Annotated in this window: 15 protein-coding genes, 1 tRNA gene and 1 pseudogene; 9 read left to right on the top strand and 8 right to left on the bottom strand. The window is 54.0% G+C overall.

The genetic code is table 11. The features are described 5' to 3' along the window. The 3 genes and pseudogenes from ABJQ89_RS11360 to ABJQ89_RS11370 form a co-directional block, all read left to right on the top strand. Positions 1 to 459, top strand: a pseudogene (locus ABJQ89_RS11360) (single-stranded-DNA-specific exonuclease RecJ); the annotation flags it as partial. Between the two features lie 101 nt (positions 460 to 560). Further along, positions 561 to 635 (top strand) — tRNA-Glu (locus tag ABJQ89_RS11365). A gap of 99 nt (positions 636 to 734) precedes the next feature. Beyond that, positions 735 to 1,151, top strand: coding sequence for a VOC family protein (locus ABJQ89_RS11370; RefSeq protein WP_348496348.1), 417 nt, complete (start codon positions 735 to 737; stop codon positions 1,149 to 1,151). A gap of 62 nt (positions 1,152 to 1,213) precedes the next feature. Here ABJQ89_RS11370 and ABJQ89_RS11375 read toward each other — a convergent pair whose 3' ends face one another. Then, the gene (locus tag ABJQ89_RS11375; protein ID WP_348496349.1) at positions 1,214 to 2,161 is read right to left on the bottom strand and encodes a cyclase family protein; all 948 of its coding nucleotides are present in this window, start codon (positions 2,159 to 2,161) and stop codon (positions 1,214 to 1,216) included. A gap of 220 nt (positions 2,162 to 2,381) precedes the next feature. Further along, entirely contained in the window at positions 2,382 to 2,720 is a 339-nt protein-coding gene (locus tag ABJQ89_RS11380) for a MerR family transcriptional regulator (protein WP_348496350.1), read from the bottom strand. 78 nt (positions 2,721 to 2,798) lie between these two features. Here ABJQ89_RS11380 and ABJQ89_RS11385 point away from each other — a divergent pair, with 78 nt between their 5' ends. Next, entirely contained in the window at positions 2,799 to 3,911 is a 1,113-nt protein-coding gene (locus tag ABJQ89_RS11385; protein ID WP_348496351.1) for an FAD-dependent oxidoreductase, read from the top strand. 80 nt (positions 3,912 to 3,991) lie between these two features. Here ABJQ89_RS11385 and ABJQ89_RS11390 read toward each other — a convergent pair whose 3' ends face one another. The 3 genes from ABJQ89_RS11390 to ABJQ89_RS11400 all read right to left on the bottom strand — a co-directional run bounded on the left by ABJQ89_RS11390 (position 3,992) and on the right by ABJQ89_RS11400 (position 7,145). Next, a complete protein-coding gene (locus tag ABJQ89_RS11390; protein WP_348496352.1) occupies positions 3,992 to 5,371 on the bottom strand; it encodes a TRAP transporter large permease in 1,380 nt (459 codons plus the stop codon). A 3-nt stretch (positions 5,372 to 5,374) separates the two neighbouring features. Beyond that, a complete protein-coding gene (locus ABJQ89_RS11395) occupies positions 5,375 to 6,055 on the bottom strand; it encodes a TRAP transporter small permease (RefSeq protein WP_348496353.1) in 681 nt (226 codons plus the stop codon). A gap of 88 nt (positions 6,056 to 6,143) precedes the next feature. Further along, positions 6,144 to 7,145 carry a DctP family TRAP transporter solute-binding subunit gene (locus ABJQ89_RS11400; protein ID WP_348496354.1) on the bottom strand — a complete coding sequence of 334 codons (1,002 nt, stop codon included), beginning with the start codon at positions 7,143 to 7,145 and terminating at the stop codon, positions 6,144 to 6,146. Positions 7,146 to 7,643: 498 nt separating this feature from the next. Between ABJQ89_RS11400 and ABJQ89_RS11405 the strand changes: the two genes are divergently transcribed. Further along, positions 7,644 to 8,762: a patatin-like phospholipase family protein gene (locus ABJQ89_RS11405; protein ID WP_348496355.1), complete on the top strand. Its 1,119-nt coding sequence runs from the start codon at positions 7,644 to 7,646 to the stop codon at positions 8,760 to 8,762. 6 nt (positions 8,763 to 8,768) lie between these two features. On the opposite strand, the gene ABJQ89_RS11410 is transcribed toward ABJQ89_RS11405, so the two are convergent. Then, entirely contained in the window at positions 8,769 to 9,986 is a 1,218-nt protein-coding gene (locus tag ABJQ89_RS11410) for a sigma-54 dependent transcriptional regulator (RefSeq protein ID WP_348496356.1), read from the bottom strand. Next, a complete protein-coding gene (locus ABJQ89_RS11415) occupies positions 9,983 to 11,689 on the bottom strand; it encodes an ATP-binding protein (protein ID WP_348496357.1) in 1,707 nt (568 codons plus the stop codon). Before ABJQ89_RS11415 ends, ABJQ89_RS11410 begins: the two co-directional genes overlap by 4 nt. Positions 11,690 to 11,750: 61 nt before the next feature. Here ABJQ89_RS11415 and ABJQ89_RS11420 point away from each other — a divergent pair, with 61 nt between their 5' ends. After that, positions 11,751 to 12,929 carry a cytochrome P450 gene (locus ABJQ89_RS11420; protein ID WP_348496358.1) on the top strand — a complete coding sequence of 393 codons (1,179 nt, stop codon included), beginning with the start codon at positions 11,751 to 11,753 and terminating at the stop codon, positions 12,927 to 12,929. 86 nt (positions 12,930 to 13,015) lie between these two features. Here the strand turns inward: ABJQ89_RS11420 and ABJQ89_RS11425 are convergent, their stop codons facing one another. Next, complete coding sequence (locus ABJQ89_RS11425) at positions 13,016 to 13,477, bottom strand: Lrp/AsnC family transcriptional regulator (RefSeq protein ID WP_348496359.1); 462 nt, start codon at positions 13,475 to 13,477, stop codon at positions 13,016 to 13,018. A gap of 142 nt (positions 13,478 to 13,619) precedes the next feature. Here ABJQ89_RS11425 and cysG point away from each other — a divergent pair, with 142 nt between their 5' ends. From cysG to ABJQ89_RS11440, 3 genes are all read left to right on the top strand, one after another. Further along, positions 13,620 to 15,005: a siroheme synthase CysG gene (cysG, locus tag ABJQ89_RS11430; RefSeq protein WP_348496360.1), complete on the top strand. Its 1,386-nt coding sequence runs from the start codon at positions 13,620 to 13,622 to the stop codon at positions 15,003 to 15,005. Then, complete coding sequence (locus ABJQ89_RS11435; protein ID WP_348496361.1) at positions 15,005 to 15,304, top strand: DUF2849 domain-containing protein; 300 nt, start codon at positions 15,005 to 15,007, stop codon at positions 15,302 to 15,304. The genes cysG and ABJQ89_RS11435 overlap by 1 nt, the downstream gene beginning before the upstream one ends. Further along, positions 15,304 to 16,438 (top strand): nitrite/sulfite reductase (locus tag ABJQ89_RS11440; protein ID WP_348496362.1); only part of this gene is annotated, 1,135 nt, incomplete at its 3' end. The genes ABJQ89_RS11435 and ABJQ89_RS11440, both read left to right, overlap by 1 nt.

The following is a 16,438-nucleotide window of genomic DNA, read 5'->3' on the forward strand; positions in this document are numbered from 1 at the left end:
AAAATGGCGGCTGGCCTCAGCCTCAGCCGTGCACAGCTTGAACCTGCGATGGCGCGTCTGTCTGAATTGATGGCGAAACAGGGCGCTGGGGATCGCGGCCCTGCTGATCTACGTCTTGATGGTCTGCTCATGCCCGGCGCGGCGCAGATCGAGCTGATTGAACAAATCGAACAGGCCGGTCCTTTTGGTGCGGGCGCTCCCGCCCCGCGCTTTGCCTTTCCTGATGCGGAAATCCGATTCACCAAACGCGTGGGCGAAACCCATCTGAAGGTCACATTTGGCGATGGATTGGGCGCACGGCTTGAGGCGATTTGCTTCGGCGCTATGGACACGCCCCTGGGCCAAGCTTTGATCGACCACGGCGGCAAACGCTTTCATATGGCTGGCCGTTTGGAGATCAATTCATGGGGTGGGCGTCAGAGCCCACAGCTTCGTTTAGAAGACGCAAGCCCCTCATAAATAAGCCAAAAACTGGCTTTTGAAATTTTCTGCAAAAAAGATGATTTTTCCTCTTGCGCGTTTCCCCGACATTACTTAGAAGTCGCCTCACGCCAGATGCTGGCCCGTTCGTCTATCGGTTAGGACGCCAGGTTTTCAACCTGGAAAGAGGGGTTCGATTCCCCTACGGGCTGCCACTGGCGCAATTCTCCCTATAAATTGCGCACCAAATACTCCGCACGATATTCGTGTTTCTAGCGCTTGCGTCGCGTGCTGCTCTGGTTCAGGCTCGCAGCATGAAATTAAAATTGCATCACATAAATCTTTGCTCAAGCAACGTGCCCGAAATGGACCGTTTCTATCGCGACGTCCTCACGCTCGATGATGATGAACCTGCGAAATTACCCCCCTTGAACCAAGACAAAGGATTGGTTGGTGACGTGTCCTTTGTGACAGACGGCGATATCCAAATGCATCTGACACCGCGCGATGTGCTAAACTCATTTCGCTCTGGTCATGTCGTGAACCCGCTCGAACGGGGTCACATCGCCTATCGAACAGATGACATTCAGGCCTTCATGGCGCATCTAGATGCGCAAGGCGTGTCTTATTCAGATTGGGGAAGTGATGCTGTCAAAGGCTGGCATCAGGTGTTTTTCTATGACCCCGAGGGCAATGTAATCGAGGTCCATCAGCTGGTTGACGTTGACTAGCCGCTCCTCAGCCCCCCCGTCGAGTTAAGGCCTCGAAACACATCCGAGGCCTTAAGCTGTGGTTAGTAAAGCGCGACAGGATTAATCATCGCTTGTACCGCGCCGCGGATGCGATTTTGGCCCAGCACGAACATAAATTCGTTCACGCCCTCTTTGAGCAATGGCCCCACGTTCATCGTCTCAAGTAGATAGATACCGTTTTCTTTGAGCAGGGTTACATGGCCATAGAAGACCTTATCGCCCTCTTTGGGCGGCACAGCTTCAACGCCCCAAGTATCGGCCCCTACGGCCATTGGATTAAGCGAAGCAAGATAAACAGCCCCTTCATTATCAAGGCCCGGCTCCGCCTGCCCCCAAAGCACAGGGTTGTCGACAAAGTTCACGTCCGTCCAACCCGTGTAGAACAAAATGATATCGCCTTCACGGATCTCAACGCCCTGTTTCTTGGCGGCATCTTTGATCTCAGCCGAGCCAAAGCTCTGACCCGCTTGCAGCACCTCGACCCCCGCTTGCGCCGCCATATCGAGCACAATGCCGCGACCAATCAACGGTGGGACATCATGGGTGCCCAGCTTGGTTAATCCGGTGATCACACTGATCTCTTTCTCGGACGAGCAATTGTAATAGTAACCGTTCTCACCCAGATGCCCGAGACCGTCGAGCTGCGAACCTATGCCGATCCATGTTTGCAGAACGTCATCGTTATAGTTGCCCTCATAGCCAAAGCCCGTCAGTTTCTGACCGCCCTGTTGGTTCGGCTGAACGATCTGCAAGCTAAGCGAACGCGGTGGGAACGCAGGTGTGTCGGGGCCGATGGTGATTCCCAGAGGCATAGATTTCCCCTGTTTGATCAGCTCCGCCGCCATCAATGTGCGTTCAGGTGTGACCAAGTTTGCCGAACCGATGGTATCATCGATACCCCATTTTGAGGGTTTGCAATCCTCAGCCATAACAGTCGTTGCGGCAGCACTCAGAGCAACAGCAGCACAAAATTTAGAAACTATTTTCATTATTTTCCTCCCAGTAGAACGCAAGCATAGCACGATTTTATGCAACCATGAGCATGCGGTCGAATTGAGAGAAATAACGCAGCGTCACATCAAACCTATCAATACTGTACTAAAAGCCAGCAAAACGAGGCATTTGTGCAAACAATCGAAGGGAGGTTATGAGCTGTTCTTTTGTCGGAAAGTGACCTGAAGCGAGCAAAATAAAACCCTAGCTAGAGGGTCATTTTTCCAAAGCTTTTTCAAGGAATTCCACAGCTTGGGAGATTTTTTGAGCGCGCAATTTGAGCTCGCTAATTTTCTCGCGCACCACTTTTCGCGCAAGGTCTGCATCGCAACTACCAGCTACCGCATCCACGATACTTCGAAGGTCTGCCACCGACATGCCTGCCTCACGCGCGCCTGAAAAGAAACCCAACCAAATCAAAGTGTCATCGGCATAGTCACGATAGTTATTGGTCGCACTTGAGCCCGTACAAGACGTGATCAGGCCGTTGCGTTCATAAAAGCGGATTGTGTCACGGCTGACGCCAGATTTTTCCGCAAGTTCACCAATGCGCATATATTTTTCCCAAAACCGTGGACCACGGTCTATTGTTTTATGTTCTAACCTACCCTACATGAGCATTCAGATGAAAAAATGCAACCAACGACTCATTTAAGGATAGGTCTCATGTCCAACCGTATCGCAATTATTGGTGGCGGCAACGTCGGCACACAGCTCGCCAAAACTTTGGACGACAAAGCCGAGGTTACACTGATCGAAGCACAAAGCCATTTTGTCCACGCCCCCGCGATGATCCGCGCGTTGGTTGACCCGACCTTGCTGGACAGCGCGCTTTACCCTTATTCAAATGTGCTGAAACGCGGCAAAGTCGTTCAAGCCCGTGCGAGCCAAGTTGATGTCTCCGGCGTCACGCTTGAAGATGGCACCCATATTGGAGCGGATTATATCGTGGTCGCGACAGGCTCGAGCCATGCAACGCCGTTCAAAGCCAACGGTGGCTCAATTGAAGATCTTCGCGCCAATAACGCTAAGGTCCATGCCAAACTCAAAGCCGCACAGACGATTGCAATCGTTGGCGCGGGCGCTGTCGGTTCAGAACTGGCAGGGGAAATCGCGCATTTCATGCCTGAGAAAGAGGTAACTCTGATCTCAAGCGATGATACTCTCTTCCCAACGATGCCAAATCGTTTGGGCCAAGGATTGGCGCGCAAGTTGAAAGCCATGGGCGTTACACTCGTTACAGGTTCTCTTGTCGAAAACCTAGAAAGCATGACAGAGCCATACGCGGGTACGCTCTCTCTGAGCAATGGTGATCAAATCACCGCAGACTTGATCTTTCCAGCGATTGGATCACGTGCGACGTCTGAGTTGCTTGCCGATCTACCCGGTGCGAAGAGAAGCAATGCAAACCGGATCAAGACCGATGCATGGATGCGCCCGTCTGAATTGCCCAATGTTTTTGCCGCAGGCGATGTTGCCGATTCAGGTGATGCTATGACGGTTGTGGCGGCAGGACGGCAAGAGCCTTGGCTCGCAAAACTCTTGCTCAACTTGATCAATGGCGGAAAGGTTGAAGACGCCAAACCTTATAAGCCATGGGGCAAAGCACCGATCTTGGTTCCGCTCGGTCCTAAGAAAGGTAATTCCTTCTTGGTGCTCTTTACTGCGGGAGATTTCCTAACAAGCGCTATGAAGGGCAAAGATTTGTTTCGCGCCAAATATAACAAGCTGTTCGGACGTAGCTAAACAGCGAAAAGTCTTAGAACGAAAAAACCGCGCTCGAAGCAATCCGAGCGCGGTTTTCATTTTTCAAAGCCAGAGGCTGGCTAGTTCACGATGATCTCAGGTCCCATGAAATACGTTGGTAAGAACGTTGAAATCGCTGGGATATAGGTCACCATGATCAAGAAGACGAAAAGCACTGCAAGGAAAGGCAGCGCCGCCTTCACAACCCGCATCATTGGCATGCCAGCAACGCCGGATGTCACGAAGAGGTTGAGGCCAACAGGCGGTGTGATCATCCCGATCTCCATGTTCACAACCATGATGATACCTAGGTGAATTGGATCAATGCCCAGCTCAATCGCAATTGGGAACACCAGTGGAGCAACGATCACGATAAGACCGGATGGCTCCATAAACTGACCACCGATCAGCAAGATCACGTTCACGATCACGAGGAACATGACAGCGCCAAATCCTGCGCTCAGCATCGCGCCAGCGATCTGCTGCGGGATTTGCTCGTCCGTGAGAACATGCTTGAGGATCAAAGCGTTGGCGATAATGAACATCAAGGTGATGGTCAGCTTACCAGCCTCAAACAGCGTATCGCGCGTGTCTTTGTGAAAGAAGGCAGTCACAAGGGCGATAGGCTTTTCGATCAAGGACAAGTTGCGTGCATCATCATCGGCCGTCTTGAGCGGCCCCATGTCCCGATAGACAAAATTCGCAATGAAGAAGGCATAGACCGCCGCGACAGAAGCCGCTTCCGTTGGCGTAAAGATACCGCCGTAGATACCGCCCAAGATGATAACGATCAGGAACAGACCCCAGACCGCGTCACGACCAGAAGCAAACACTTCGCCCCAGCCCTTCCATTCGCCTTTAGGCATGTTGCGGACTTTCGCGATGACATAGATCGTCACCATCAACATCGTCCCTGCCATCAAGCCCGGAATGACACCCGCCAGGAACATACGTCCAACCGAGACGTCCGTTGCAGAGGCATAGACAACCATGACGATGGAAGGCGGGATTAGGATGCCAAGTGTCCCCGCGTTGGCGATGACGCCTGCGGCAAAGTCTTTGGAATAGCCGACCTGTACCATACCAGCGATAACGATAGAGCCAATCGCAACAACCGTTGCAGGGCTAGAACCGGATAGGGCCGCAAAGAGCATACAAGCGAAAACACCCGCAATCGCCAGACCACCGGGCAAGTGCCCCACAATGGCAATCGAGAAACGAATGATCCGCTGCGCCACGCCGCCCGTCGACATGAAGCTTGAAGCAAGAATGAAGAACGGAATAGCGAGAAGCGTGTAGTGCCCTGCCATTGCTTGGAAAAACGTCTGCGCGATGGAGGCAAGCGAGGTATCGCTTAGCACCAGCAAGAAGACGACAGATGAAAAACCGAGGCTGATCGCGATAGGCACGCCGATCAACATGAGACCAATGATCATGGTAAAGAGAATTGCGACTTCCATGACTTAGCCCTCCTTATTCAAATGCGCGACTTGTTCGACCGCGTCTTCAGCTTCGTGGCTAACGATGATTGTGCTTTGAACACCTGTCGCAACTCGGATGGCCGCTTGGACGCAGCGCAAGAGCAAAAGCCCTGCACCAAATGGCAGCATCGCATATGGGATAAAGCGCGGCAGTTTTTCGTACTCTTCCCCTTGGTTCATGGCATCTTCCAAGAAGCGCAGGAATTCGGGCAACGGAATATCGTTGGTTTCATACCAAGCTTGATCGCGGCTGTTTTCAAACCCGAGCGGGAACCAACGACCAGAGGTGGCATCAAAGCCTGCAAACGGCGCCCAATAGTCCCAAGCCCCCTTAAACAAAAGCATGGCATAGGCGATGCAAACGAAGGCCGCGATGAGCGTCAAGATACGCTTAATACGGGTGTCGAACAGGTTGATGATCGCATCAACGCCCAAGTGAGCGGTAATTTTAACTGCATAGCTAATGCCGAACAGCACCAACCAAGCGAACAGAAACGAAACCATTTCTAGTCCCCAGATCAGTCCAGTATTGAACCCGTAGCGCAGGACCACATTGGCAAATGTGATCAGTGTCATGAGACCCAAGATCAGCGCAATCGCTGTTTCTTCGATTTCATTCACAGCGCGGCCCAAAGCAGTTTGCGGCTTATATTGCGCAGACATGCCCTTGCCTCCCTCTTTGATTTTCAGAAATTCGTAAATCGCTCCGGCGCGAGATTTTGCGCGCCGGAGCGGACCACATTATGTGGAATTAGTGGTTTGCGTTGATCGCTTGTGCTGCGTCGATGTTTTCTTGGCCAACATCTTCGCGGAACTGCTCCCAAACAGGTTTCATTGCTGTCACCCACTCTTCACGCTGCTCAGCAGTCAATTCACGTACAACGCCGCCAGCTTCGATGATGGACGCTTTTGCATCTTCGTTCACGGCTGTGGACTCAGAGTTACGCGCTGCTGTGACTTCAGCGACGATTGTTGTCAGCTGCTCACGCACGTCGTCAGGCAGGTTGTCCATGAAGTCCGTAGACGTCACAACGAGATAGTCGATGATACCGTGGTTCGTTGCTGTCACACCGTCCTGAACTTCGAAAAACTTACGGCCATAGATGTTGGACCATGTGTTTTCTTGTCCATCAACAACGCCAGTTTGCAAAGCGCCGTAAACTTCGGAGAAGGCCATTGGCTGCGGTGAGCCGCCGATTGCCGCCATTTGCGCTTTCAGAACGTCAGAGTTTTGAACGCGGAACTTAAGACCGTTTGCATCTGATGGTACGAGAAGTGGCTTGTTCGCAGACATGTGCTTCATGCCGTTGTGCCAGAACGCGAGACCCAAAAGACCGCGGCGTGTCATGCTTTCTTTCATCGCCTGACCTGTGTCAGAGTTCTGGAACTCGTCAACCGCGTTGATGTTTTTGAACATGAACGGAAGATCGAACAGGCGGAATGTTTTTGTGAATTGCTCGAACTTTGACAAGGATGGCGCGGCCATCTGAACGTCGCCTTGAAGCAGCGCTTCGAGAACTTGGTCATCGTTGTAAAGCGTGGAGTTCGGGAAGACTTCCATGCAGGCTTTGCCGTTCATTTCGTCGTTGACGCGCTGCTCAAGCAGGGTCGCGGCGATACCTTTAGGGTGCTTGTCTGTGTTTGTAACGTGGCTGAACTTGATGACGATTTCGCCATCATCACAAGCCGCTGCTGCGGTGTTTGCTGTTACAGCCAATGCAAGTGCCATTGCGGCAGATGTCAGGAATTTCATGTTGATCTCCTCCCAGAGTATTACGCTCCGACTCGTCCGAAGCGCTTAACGCGATAACGATGCGTTAGGCGCGACGCCCTCTCAAGGGTTTCTACACATCATGAAAAATTCAAATTTAATAAAATAAAATCAACAACTTAAAAACGTCATAAATTTCCATCAAATACCCGCGTGCGGATTTTCGCACACCAAAAATGTAGGGATGTGCGGATTTTCGCACACTCACTCACCCTGGAACTTTTATTAAAATTATCAAGGGGTGCATCCTAAGACTGCCCTAAATCACAGCACTATGCTCCGAATTCCGCCTAAAGATGAGGCGGAAATCCGCGAATTTCCGCGTATCTGAGCGCGCTTCGGTAACCCACTTGTGCCTGCCTTGTAGATCGCGCCATGCGTCGCCCAAAGGCCTAGCCCCACCTAGGATGAACGATAGGCCGGTTTCGATATGCGCCGCCCCATGTAGGTTTGACGCCCAATTTAGAATTGAATGCACCTATGAAGACCCCTGCCCACTTAAATCGCCGCACCCTATTGCTCGGCTCCGGCGCGTTGAGCTTATCCGCTTGTGCAACGCCCGCCCAAAAGACGTTTTTGACGCTCCAAGACTCGATCGACGATCCGCTCGCGCGCTTTCGATTGAACGCCAATGCGCCCCGTGCGCGATGGCTGGAGCATCTCCATCTCCCTGCGCTAACGCATGCGCCTCGCATGCTCGCCCTCTCTGGTGGCGGTGAAGACGGGGCCTTTGGTGCGGGCGCGCTCGCGGGCTTGAGCAAAATGAACGAGCGCCACGTCTACGATATCGTAACAGGCGTTTCGACCGGTGCACTTATTGCGCCTTTTGCTTTCTTGGGGGCCGCTTACGACGATACGCTTAGGCAAATCTTCCTCGATCATGACGCCAGTGACATCATGCGGTTCAATCCGGTCAATGCATTGCTTGAAGGGGGGCTTTTCGAAACCGATCGCCTTGCAGGTTTGATCAAGGACTTCACCCCCGCGTCTGTGTTGTCAGCCGTCGCAGCGCGCCACGATCAAGGTGCCCGCCTGTTCATGGTGACAACAAATATCGAAACCTCTCAAGCGATGGTTTGGAACATGGGCGAAATCGCAAAGTCAGGCAATTTTGCACTGTTCCGCACTGTCATGCGTGCATCTGGAACCTTGCCTGGACTGTTTACGCCCGTAGATGTGGCCTTCTCCGCGAATGGCAAAACCTATCGCGAGGTGCATGTGGATGGGGGCGTTCACATGCAATTTCTTGCAACGCCAAGGGCTGCTTTTCGCGCGCCGACAAGCCAACTCATGCGCGGCGGTCATGCCTATGTGCTCATCAACAACACGCTCACCCCACCGCCTGAGCAGGCCAGCACCAGCGCCCTTGGCATTTCGCAGCAGGCGATGTCTGCGATGATCCGCGCCAGTGCAATAAACGGTGTGGAAACTGCACGGCTCTTGGCCAAACGACATGGATTAGGCTTTTCCGTTGCCAGCGTGAGCCCGAACTCTGGCATCATTTATGACCCCTTGGATCGTTTTTCCCATGACTACATGGAAGCGATGTATCACCACGGGTTCGAGCGCGCGCGAAAAGGGCAACTATGGCAAGCTTAAAGATCGTTAACGGCGATAATTTTCAGGCTTAATCCCATAGCGCGCAAGCTTGTCGTAAAACGTCTTACGCGGCAGTTTCAACGCCTTCGCGGCCGTGCTGGCCTGCCCATTGTGACGGCCAAGCGCTCGCACCAGCAGCGCGCGTTCCACTTGGCCCATCTGCTCCGCCAGCCCCAGCTCGCCATTGGCGACGGACGGCTCACTCATGCCAAGAACGAAGCGCATCGCAGCGCTCATGAGCGAGCGCGCATTGCCCGGCCAATCTTGCGCCATCAACATAGATAGATATTCGGGTTCAATATCGGGCACCGCAATTCCGGATTGCTCGGCGGCCTGCGCCACATAATGGCTAAAGAGCACTGGAATATCTTCTGGCCGCTCCGCGATTGACGGAATGCGCGCACGCCCCACGGCCAAGCGATAGAATAATTCGGTATAAAGCAGCCCTTCGAGAGCATCGACATCAATTGCCCCGCCCAGAACACGCACATCAATGCCCTGCTCTAACCGCTCAAACAAATGAAACTGCGTCTGCGCTGGTAACGCCGAAATATCATCCAGAAAGAGCGTCCCGCCTGCAGCATCGCTCAAAGCTGCATCAAGCGCTGCGACATCCAAACCGGCCGAGCTGCTCTTGACAAAAGCGGCGCGCGCCTTGGGTGAACAAAGGTGGACCACCTCGGCTACTTTGGAAATGCCTGTGCCTGCCTCGCCCGTCACAAATCCATGACTGCCCGAACGCCCCAAATGGCGCACTTGTTCGCGCAGGGCTTCCGCCTGCTCAGAGCTGCCAAACAAAAGACGTGCAGCAGCATCACCAGTTTCCAACTGACGCTTAAGCGCGCGGTTCTCAAGCACAAGCGCGCGGTTCGTCAAAGCCCGTTCAATCACGGCGATAAGATCACTTGGCGCGCAGGGTTTTTCCAGAAAATCAAACGCGCCATCCCCCATGGCGCGCACCGCCATGGGAATATCCCCCTCACCCGTCAGCAAGATAACCGGCAGATCCGCATCAACGCTTTGGGCATAGTTGAGGACATGAAACCCATCGCGCCCCGGCATGCGAATGTCAGAAACGATTACCCCCGCAAAATCAGGTGAAATCTGATCTTTGGCCGCAACAAAGGACGCCGCAGGAACCGGATCCAACTCAGCGAGCATAAGACTCTGGGCCAATGCATCCCTCAATGGAGCATCATCTTCCAGCAACAAAACACGTCTCAAACAGTGTCTCCTCCGAGGTCGGCCACTTGGCTTGCAGCGTCGAGTTCAATCGTAAATAGCGCGCCGCCGAGTGGGCGGTTTTCGCCTTTTATGTCACCACCAAAACTTTGCACAAGACCGTAAGAAATCGACAACCCCAGCCCCATCCCTTCTGACGCACCAACTTCCTTGGTGCTATAGAAGGGATCGAAAATGCGATCAGGTTCATCAATGCCAGGGCCCGTGTCTGCGATTATAACCCGCACGCGGTTGCGCGTTTCTTCCAAAGAAATCATCAGCTCGCGCGTTTGCGCGCCCATCATCGCATCGCAGGCATTGCTGATCAAATTCAACACCACCTGCCCCAAACGCACCTCGCCGCCGCGCACCCAAATTGACGTCGCTGGCTCCGCCCAAGTTAACGATACATCGCATTCTTCACGCTTAGAAGCGCTCAAATCCAACGCACCTTTAATGATCGATATGATATCAACAGTCGCGACAGGTTCGCTTTCGTTACGTGCAAAGGCGCGCAAATTCTTGATAATCCGCCCCATGCGATGGGCCAATTCGGAAATACGCGTCAGGTTCTCTGCCGCCACTTCATTTTGGCCGCGTTCCAGAAACTTGGTTGAGTTGTCGGCAAAGGACCGGATCGCCATAAGCGGTTGATTGAGCTCATGACTGATACCCGCAGACATCTGCCCCAATGCGCTCAATTTGCCCGCTTGCACCAGTTCCCCCTGCATCACGCGCAATTCTTCGGTGCGCTTTGCAACCCGCTGTTCCAACTCTGCATTCTGAATGGCCAAGACGCGTCGCCGCTCGGCCACGAGAAACAACAAAGCCCCCGCTGCCAAACTTAACGCCGCAAAGACCGCCGCTTGTAACCCTGCGAGACGTAAAGCAGGCGCAACGTCGATAAGCGCCTCCCCGGTCAATTCAATCACTGGAAGCGGGAGCTCCAGATGCAACGCGCGCTCTGGCAAATAAGGTCCCCAATTGATCTGCCAAAGCTCATAAGGCCCCACAAAACGCGCGCTTTTCATCTGAATATCGCCATCGGTGTCAAGGAACTGACCTTGCTGCTCTAACCTTTTCCAAAGCAACATTTCCGTGCGATTTGAAACGAAAACCTCACCGTTATCATCGGTGAAATACACCGCCGGACGGCCACCTCGCCACTCAAACTCAATCGCTTCCACATCAATGATGACGATCAGCGCGCCCATTGCACGTTTGGTCGCGCCAAATCTGGGGGTCGCAAAATAATAGCTGCGCTGTTTGTTCACACCGCTCACATCGTGATGCGCGCCCAAAGCCCCCTGCATTGCGCGCCTGAAATAGACCGTCCCTGCCAGATTTTCAGGAACATTCGGATCCGCAGAGGCCATAACATTTCCGCCGCCATCCACGTAAATCAGGTTGCGCGCGGATGTCTTATCCGCCGCCTCGATCAACAAAGCCTCAGCGCGCGCACGACTGGCATCATCCGTGATTTCGCCAAGCGCAGGATGATCCGCGAGCAACACCACGAGTTCCTGAAAACGTTGCAAATTTCGCGTTAGCCGGTCCGACGCAAGGCGTAAATCGGCCTGCCCGCGCCGTTCCAATTGCTCCAGCGCTTGGACATAACCATAGCGCCAAACGCTCCCCGCGAGGGCAGCAACAACTGCGAAGAACAGCACAAATATCAAGCCGTGTTGGCGCAAAATCTGTTTCATAGCGTCATGCTTACATCGGAGAGACTTGCAAAGGCCAGCAAGTCGCTTCAAAGCTGCATAAATGATAGATTGGCATCAAAACCCGACCGACCCTGCGTTCGTGCAAAACCCCTACCCGTCTTACAGGGCGGCAAAAGACACCGCAGCCGTACAGAATTGGCCCGCCTATGGCATGAAGGCCGTCTTCTCGCACCCCATTGCCACAGCTGTCTTGCGCGATCGCCGGTTTGGCCGCGAGCCTCTAGAGCCCATTCAACACGCGCCGCATCTCGATCCCTTTTACGCGATTGAGGCGCATTCGATGCTGGAGCTGGAACCACCACGTCACAAACGCTTGCGCGGCTTGGTACTGCGCGCGTTTACATCCCGCCGGATCAAAGAGCTAGGCCCTGAGATTGCAACGCTTTGCGATGATCTCCTTGGCGCGCTCCCCAAAGACGCGCCCTTTGATCTGATCGAAGCCTACGCAACTCCCATTCCAATCATCGTGATTTGCCGCCTGCTCGGCGTGCCAGAGGCGATGGCCCCGCAATTGCTGGGTTGGTCCAACGATATGGTCGCCATGTACCAAGCGCGCCGCGACCGCGCTCTGGAAGACCGCGCCGTGCGCGCCTCTATCGAATTTTCGGATTTCCTGCGCAGCTATGTGCGCGAAAAACGCAGCAACCCTGCAGATGATTTGATTACGCAATTGATCACTGCAGAAGAAGACGGTGAAAAGCTCAGCACAGACGAATTGATCACCACCTGTATCTTGCTGCTGAACGCAGGTCACGAGGCGACGGTTCACACTTTAGGAAATGGAATCAAAACGTTAATTGAAGAAAAGGTCAAACCGCAGTACTTTGAAGCAGAGGCAATTGAACGCACAGTTGAAGAAATTATCCGCTTCGATCCCCCCCTCCATGTCTTCACCCGCTATTGCTATGAAACTGTCGACGTCAACGGTTTCACCTTCGAGCGCGGTGATGAAGTTGCCGTCATGCTTGGCGCGGCTAATCGCGACGAAAACGTCTGGGAAAACGCGCAGCACTTTGATCCAGCCCGCCCCATCAAAACCAACACCAGCTTTGGCGGCGGTATCCATTTCTGCGTCGGCGCGCCGCTTGCGCGATTAGAACTTCAGATCGCCATCCCAAAACTTTTCCAACACTTTCCAAACCTGAAAATCGCTGAGCCGCCGAAATACGCAAATCTCTATCATTTCCACGGATTAGAGCGCCTCATGGTAAAAGCCTAACCTCTTCCTCTCTCTCGAAAATATCCCGGGGGTGCGGGGGCTGGCCCCCGCCCACATCGGATCAGCGCAAGCGATCCGAAACCCCCTCAAATCGGCAATGCAGACGTGCTTTTGATCTCTTCCATCGACAAAAGCGCGGTCACGTTGTGCACCTTCACCTCTGAAATCAACGCCTGATAGAAAACATCATAGGCGCGCGCATTTTGAACGCGTACTTTCAGGATGTAATCAATGTCGCCTGCCAAGCGATGCGCCTCTTGCACTTCAGGGCGTTCCAGCAGCGCTTTCAAAAACGCTGCTTGCCACTCTGTGTCATGCTCGGATGTACGGATCAAAACAAAGAAACAGGCTTCAAAACCAAGGGCTTCCGCATCGAGCTTTACGGTCTGTGCACCTATGACACCCGCCTCTCGCATTTTTCGAATCCGATTCCACACAGGCGTCTTGCTAGAGCCGACTTCGCGGGCAATTTCATCCAGTGATCGGTCTGCATTCACTTGCAGCTCACGTAGGATTTTCCGATCTGTGTCATCTATTCGGACTGACATTCGTCGCCACCTCCATTTTTAGAACGCACGTTCCAATTGGGAATTCATTTCGCGACTTTATCCCTATCAAACCTGCGCTACTAGCGAAAATATGGGAAAATTTCCTATATTAGGTACCAGCCACCGCACTTGGAGCCAAAACATGGATCATTTTCCTATCTTCGTCGCCCTCGCCGGCCGCCGTGTGATCCTCTCCGGTGGCGGTGGAGCTGCGCTCGCAAAATTGCGCCTTTTGCTGAAAACCACTGCCCACATCACCGTCTTTAGCGACGATGCGGCGCCCGAAATCAAAACCTGGCACGCCAATGGCAAGCTTCGTTTGATCGAACGCCCAATTGAGGCTGGCGATGCGATGTGCGCGGTACTGGCCTATGCGGCAGATGAAGATGACGCGCTCGATGCGCGCACGGCAGACCTTGCCCGTGCTGACGGCGCTATGGTCAATATCGTCGACAACCTCGGCGACAGCCAGTTTATCACCCCAGCGATTGTGGACCGTGACCCAGTGACGATTGCGATTGGCACCGAAGGCGCCGCGCCCGTGCTTGCCCGCGCGATCAAGGCTGATCTGGAAGAACGCCTGCCAACCTCCCTTGGCACCCTCGCCCGTATCGGCAAGGGGTTTCGCACGCTCGCGAACGCGCTCCCCATGGGCCGCGCGCGCCGCGACTTCTGGCGCGACTATTATTTCCGCACTGGCCCTGCTGTCGTTCAAGACGGCGAAGACGCTGTGCAAACGACGCTTAAGACAACGCTCCAAGATCACCTCGCCCGCAAATCCCGTGTGGCGCATGTCAGCTTTGTCGGTGCTGGCCCCGGCGATCCCGAATTGCTCACGCTGAAAGCGCGCAAAGCGATTGATGAGGCGGATGTGATCATCCACGACCGTCTCGTGGCGCCTGAAATCCTCGAACTCGCCCGTCGCGAAGCAGAGATCGTTGATGCAGGCAAAGAAGGCTTTGGTCCGTCCATGGCGCAAGAGACGATCAACGCGCTGATTGCTGAGCACACTCAGAATGGCGCGCAGGTTGTGCGTTTGAAGTCAGGTGATCCAACCATCTTTGGTCGCCTCGATGAAGAAATCGAAACCTGCGAGGCGCATGGTCTGTCCTATTCTATCGTTCCGGGCATCACAGCCGCCTCTGCCGCCGTCGCCGCGATTGGACAAAGCTTCACGCGACGTGGCCGTAATGGTTCCGTTCGTTTCCTAACCGGTCACGACATGCGCGGCTTTGCCGATCACGATTGGGCGAACCTTGCGCAAACAGGCTCTGTTGCCGCCGTCTATATGGGCAAGAAAGCGGCGCGTTTCGTGCAGGGCCGTCTGCTCATGCATGGCGCGGATCGCCTCACGCCTGTGACCCTGATCGAAAACGCATCGCGCGCCGATCAACGCATTATTCCGGCCACATTGGAAACCCTTGCCGATGTGACCGCCGTAAGCGGCCCAGCCGTTATTTTCATTGGCCTCGCCCCGCGCGAAGCCGCCGACACACTTGCCGAGATGCCTCAAGAGGAATTCGCATAATGCCTAAATCATTCACCCCCAAGGTCATCACGGCCAATGCGCTTCTTGAAGGCGACGTGATTTACCTCACCAAAGACGACACATGGACCCGCAACCTGAGCGAAGCTGTTTTGCTGACAGATGAAGCAGACGCACAAGTGCGCCTGCTACAGGCAGAAGCGCAAACTGGCGTTGTTGTCGGTGCTTACCTTGCAGACATGCAGGACGGCCCGAATGGCCCAGAGCCGGTCCACTTTCGCGAAGCCTTTCGCCGCAAAGGTCCATCCAACTACGCACACGGCAAACAGGAGCAGTTCTGATGTACGCATATAATGACTTTGACACGAGTTTTCTCGCCAGCCGTAACGCACAATTCCGCGCGCAGGTTGAGCGCCGCATCGCAGGTCACTTGACCGAAGATGAATTCAAACCGCTCCGTCTGATGAACGGTGTTTACCTGCAGCTGCATGCCTACATGCTGCGCGTCGCGATCCCTTATGGCACGCTCAACAGCGGCCAAATGAACATGCTCGCGCATCTCGCGGAGAAGTATGACAAAGGTTACGGTCACTTCACAACGCGCCAGAACATCCAGTACAACTGGCCTGAGCTGCGCGATATCCCTGATATGCTTGATGATTTGGGCACCGTGCAAATGCACGCCATCCAAACTTCTGGTAACACGATCCGCAACGTGACAGCTGATCACTTCGCGGGCGCTGCTGCGGATGAAATCGATGATCCTCGTCCCATTGCGGAATTGATCCGTCAGTGGTCCACAGACCATCCTGAATTCCAATTCTTGCCACGCAAGTTCAAAGTTGCTGTCACCGGCTCTGCCTCTGACCGCGCTGTGACGCGTGCCCATGACATCGGTCTGCGCATCGTGGAACGTGATGGCGTTAAAGGTTACGAAGTGATCGTTGGTGGTGGCCTTGGCCGTACACCAATGCTGGGCAAAGTCATTGCTGACTTCCTGCCAGAAGAAGACCTGCTGCCTTATCTTGAGGCCATCGTTAGCGTCTACAACCTGCTGGGTCGTCGCGATAACAAGTATAAAGCGCGTATCAAGATCACCGTTCATGAAAACGGCTTGGACAAAATCCGTGATCTTGTGAACGAGCGTTTCACAGCGATCAAAGCCCGTTTCTCTGGCATTGATCAGCAAATGCTGGGCGCGATCCGCTCCAACTTTGCAGCGCCTAAGTTCAAGAACGAGGGCACGCAAACCTTTGACAGCGCGTATGAAAATGATCCAGTCTTCCGTGCATGGTCCGATACAAACCTGCACGCGCACAAAGCAGACGGTTATTCCATCGTTACCGTCTCTTTGAAAGCGCATGGCGAAACGCCGGGCGATGCAACGGCCGAGCAAATGCGCGTTCTGGCGGATCTTGCCGCGCGCTTTGGCCATGACGAGCTGCGCATCAGCCACGAGCAGAACGTGATCCTGC

The sequence above is a fragment of the Planktotalea sp. genome (assembly GCF_039984035.1).
GTDB lineage: Bacteria > Pseudomonadota > Alphaproteobacteria > Rhodobacterales > Rhodobacteraceae > Planktotalea.

Excerpts from the sequence above, each read along its gene's own strand:
- ABJQ89_RS11420 (WP_348496358.1), top strand. The coding sequence starts at position 11,751 with ATGATAGATTGGCATCAAAACCCGACCGACCCTGCGTTCGTGCAAAAC.
- ABJQ89_RS11415 (WP_348496357.1), bottom strand. The coding sequence starts at position 11,689 with ATGAAACAGATTTTGCGCCAACACGGCTTGATATTTGTGCTGTTCTTC.
- cysG (WP_348496360.1), top strand. The coding sequence starts at position 13,620 with ATGGATCATTTTCCTATCTTCGTCGCCCTCGCCGGCCGCCGTGTGATC.
- ABJQ89_RS11400 (WP_348496354.1), bottom strand. The coding sequence starts at position 7,145 with ATGAAATTCCTGACATCTGCCGCAATGGCACTTGCATTGGCTGTAACA.
- ABJQ89_RS11375 (WP_348496349.1), bottom strand. The coding sequence starts at position 2,161 with ATGAAAATAGTTTCTAAATTTTGTGCTGCTGTTGCTCTGAGTGCTGCC.
- ABJQ89_RS11390 (WP_348496352.1), bottom strand. The coding sequence starts at position 5,371 with ATGGAAGTCGCAATTCTCTTTACCATGATCATTGGTCTCATGTTGATC.
- ABJQ89_RS11405 (WP_348496355.1), top strand. The coding sequence starts at position 7,644 with ATGAAGACCCCTGCCCACTTAAATCGCCGCACCCTATTGCTCGGCTCC.
- ABJQ89_RS11435 (WP_348496361.1), top strand. The coding sequence starts at position 15,005 with ATGCCTAAATCATTCACCCCCAAGGTCATCACGGCCAATGCGCTTCTT.
- ABJQ89_RS11385 (WP_348496351.1), top strand. The coding sequence starts at position 2,799 with ATGCAACCAACGACTCATTTAAGGATAGGTCTCATGTCCAACCGTATC.
- ABJQ89_RS11395 (WP_348496353.1), bottom strand. The coding sequence starts at position 6,055 with ATGTCTGCGCAATATAAGCCGCAAACTGCTTTGGGCCGCGCTGTGAAT.
- ABJQ89_RS11380 (WP_348496350.1), bottom strand. The coding sequence starts at position 2,720 with ATGCGCATTGGTGAACTTGCGGAAAAATCTGGCGTCAGCCGTGACACA.
- ABJQ89_RS11425 (WP_348496359.1), bottom strand. The coding sequence starts at position 13,477 with ATGTCAGTCCGAATAGATGACACAGATCGGAAAATCCTACGTGAGCTG.
- ABJQ89_RS11370 (WP_348496348.1), top strand. The coding sequence starts at position 735 with ATGAAATTAAAATTGCATCACATAAATCTTTGCTCAAGCAACGTGCCC.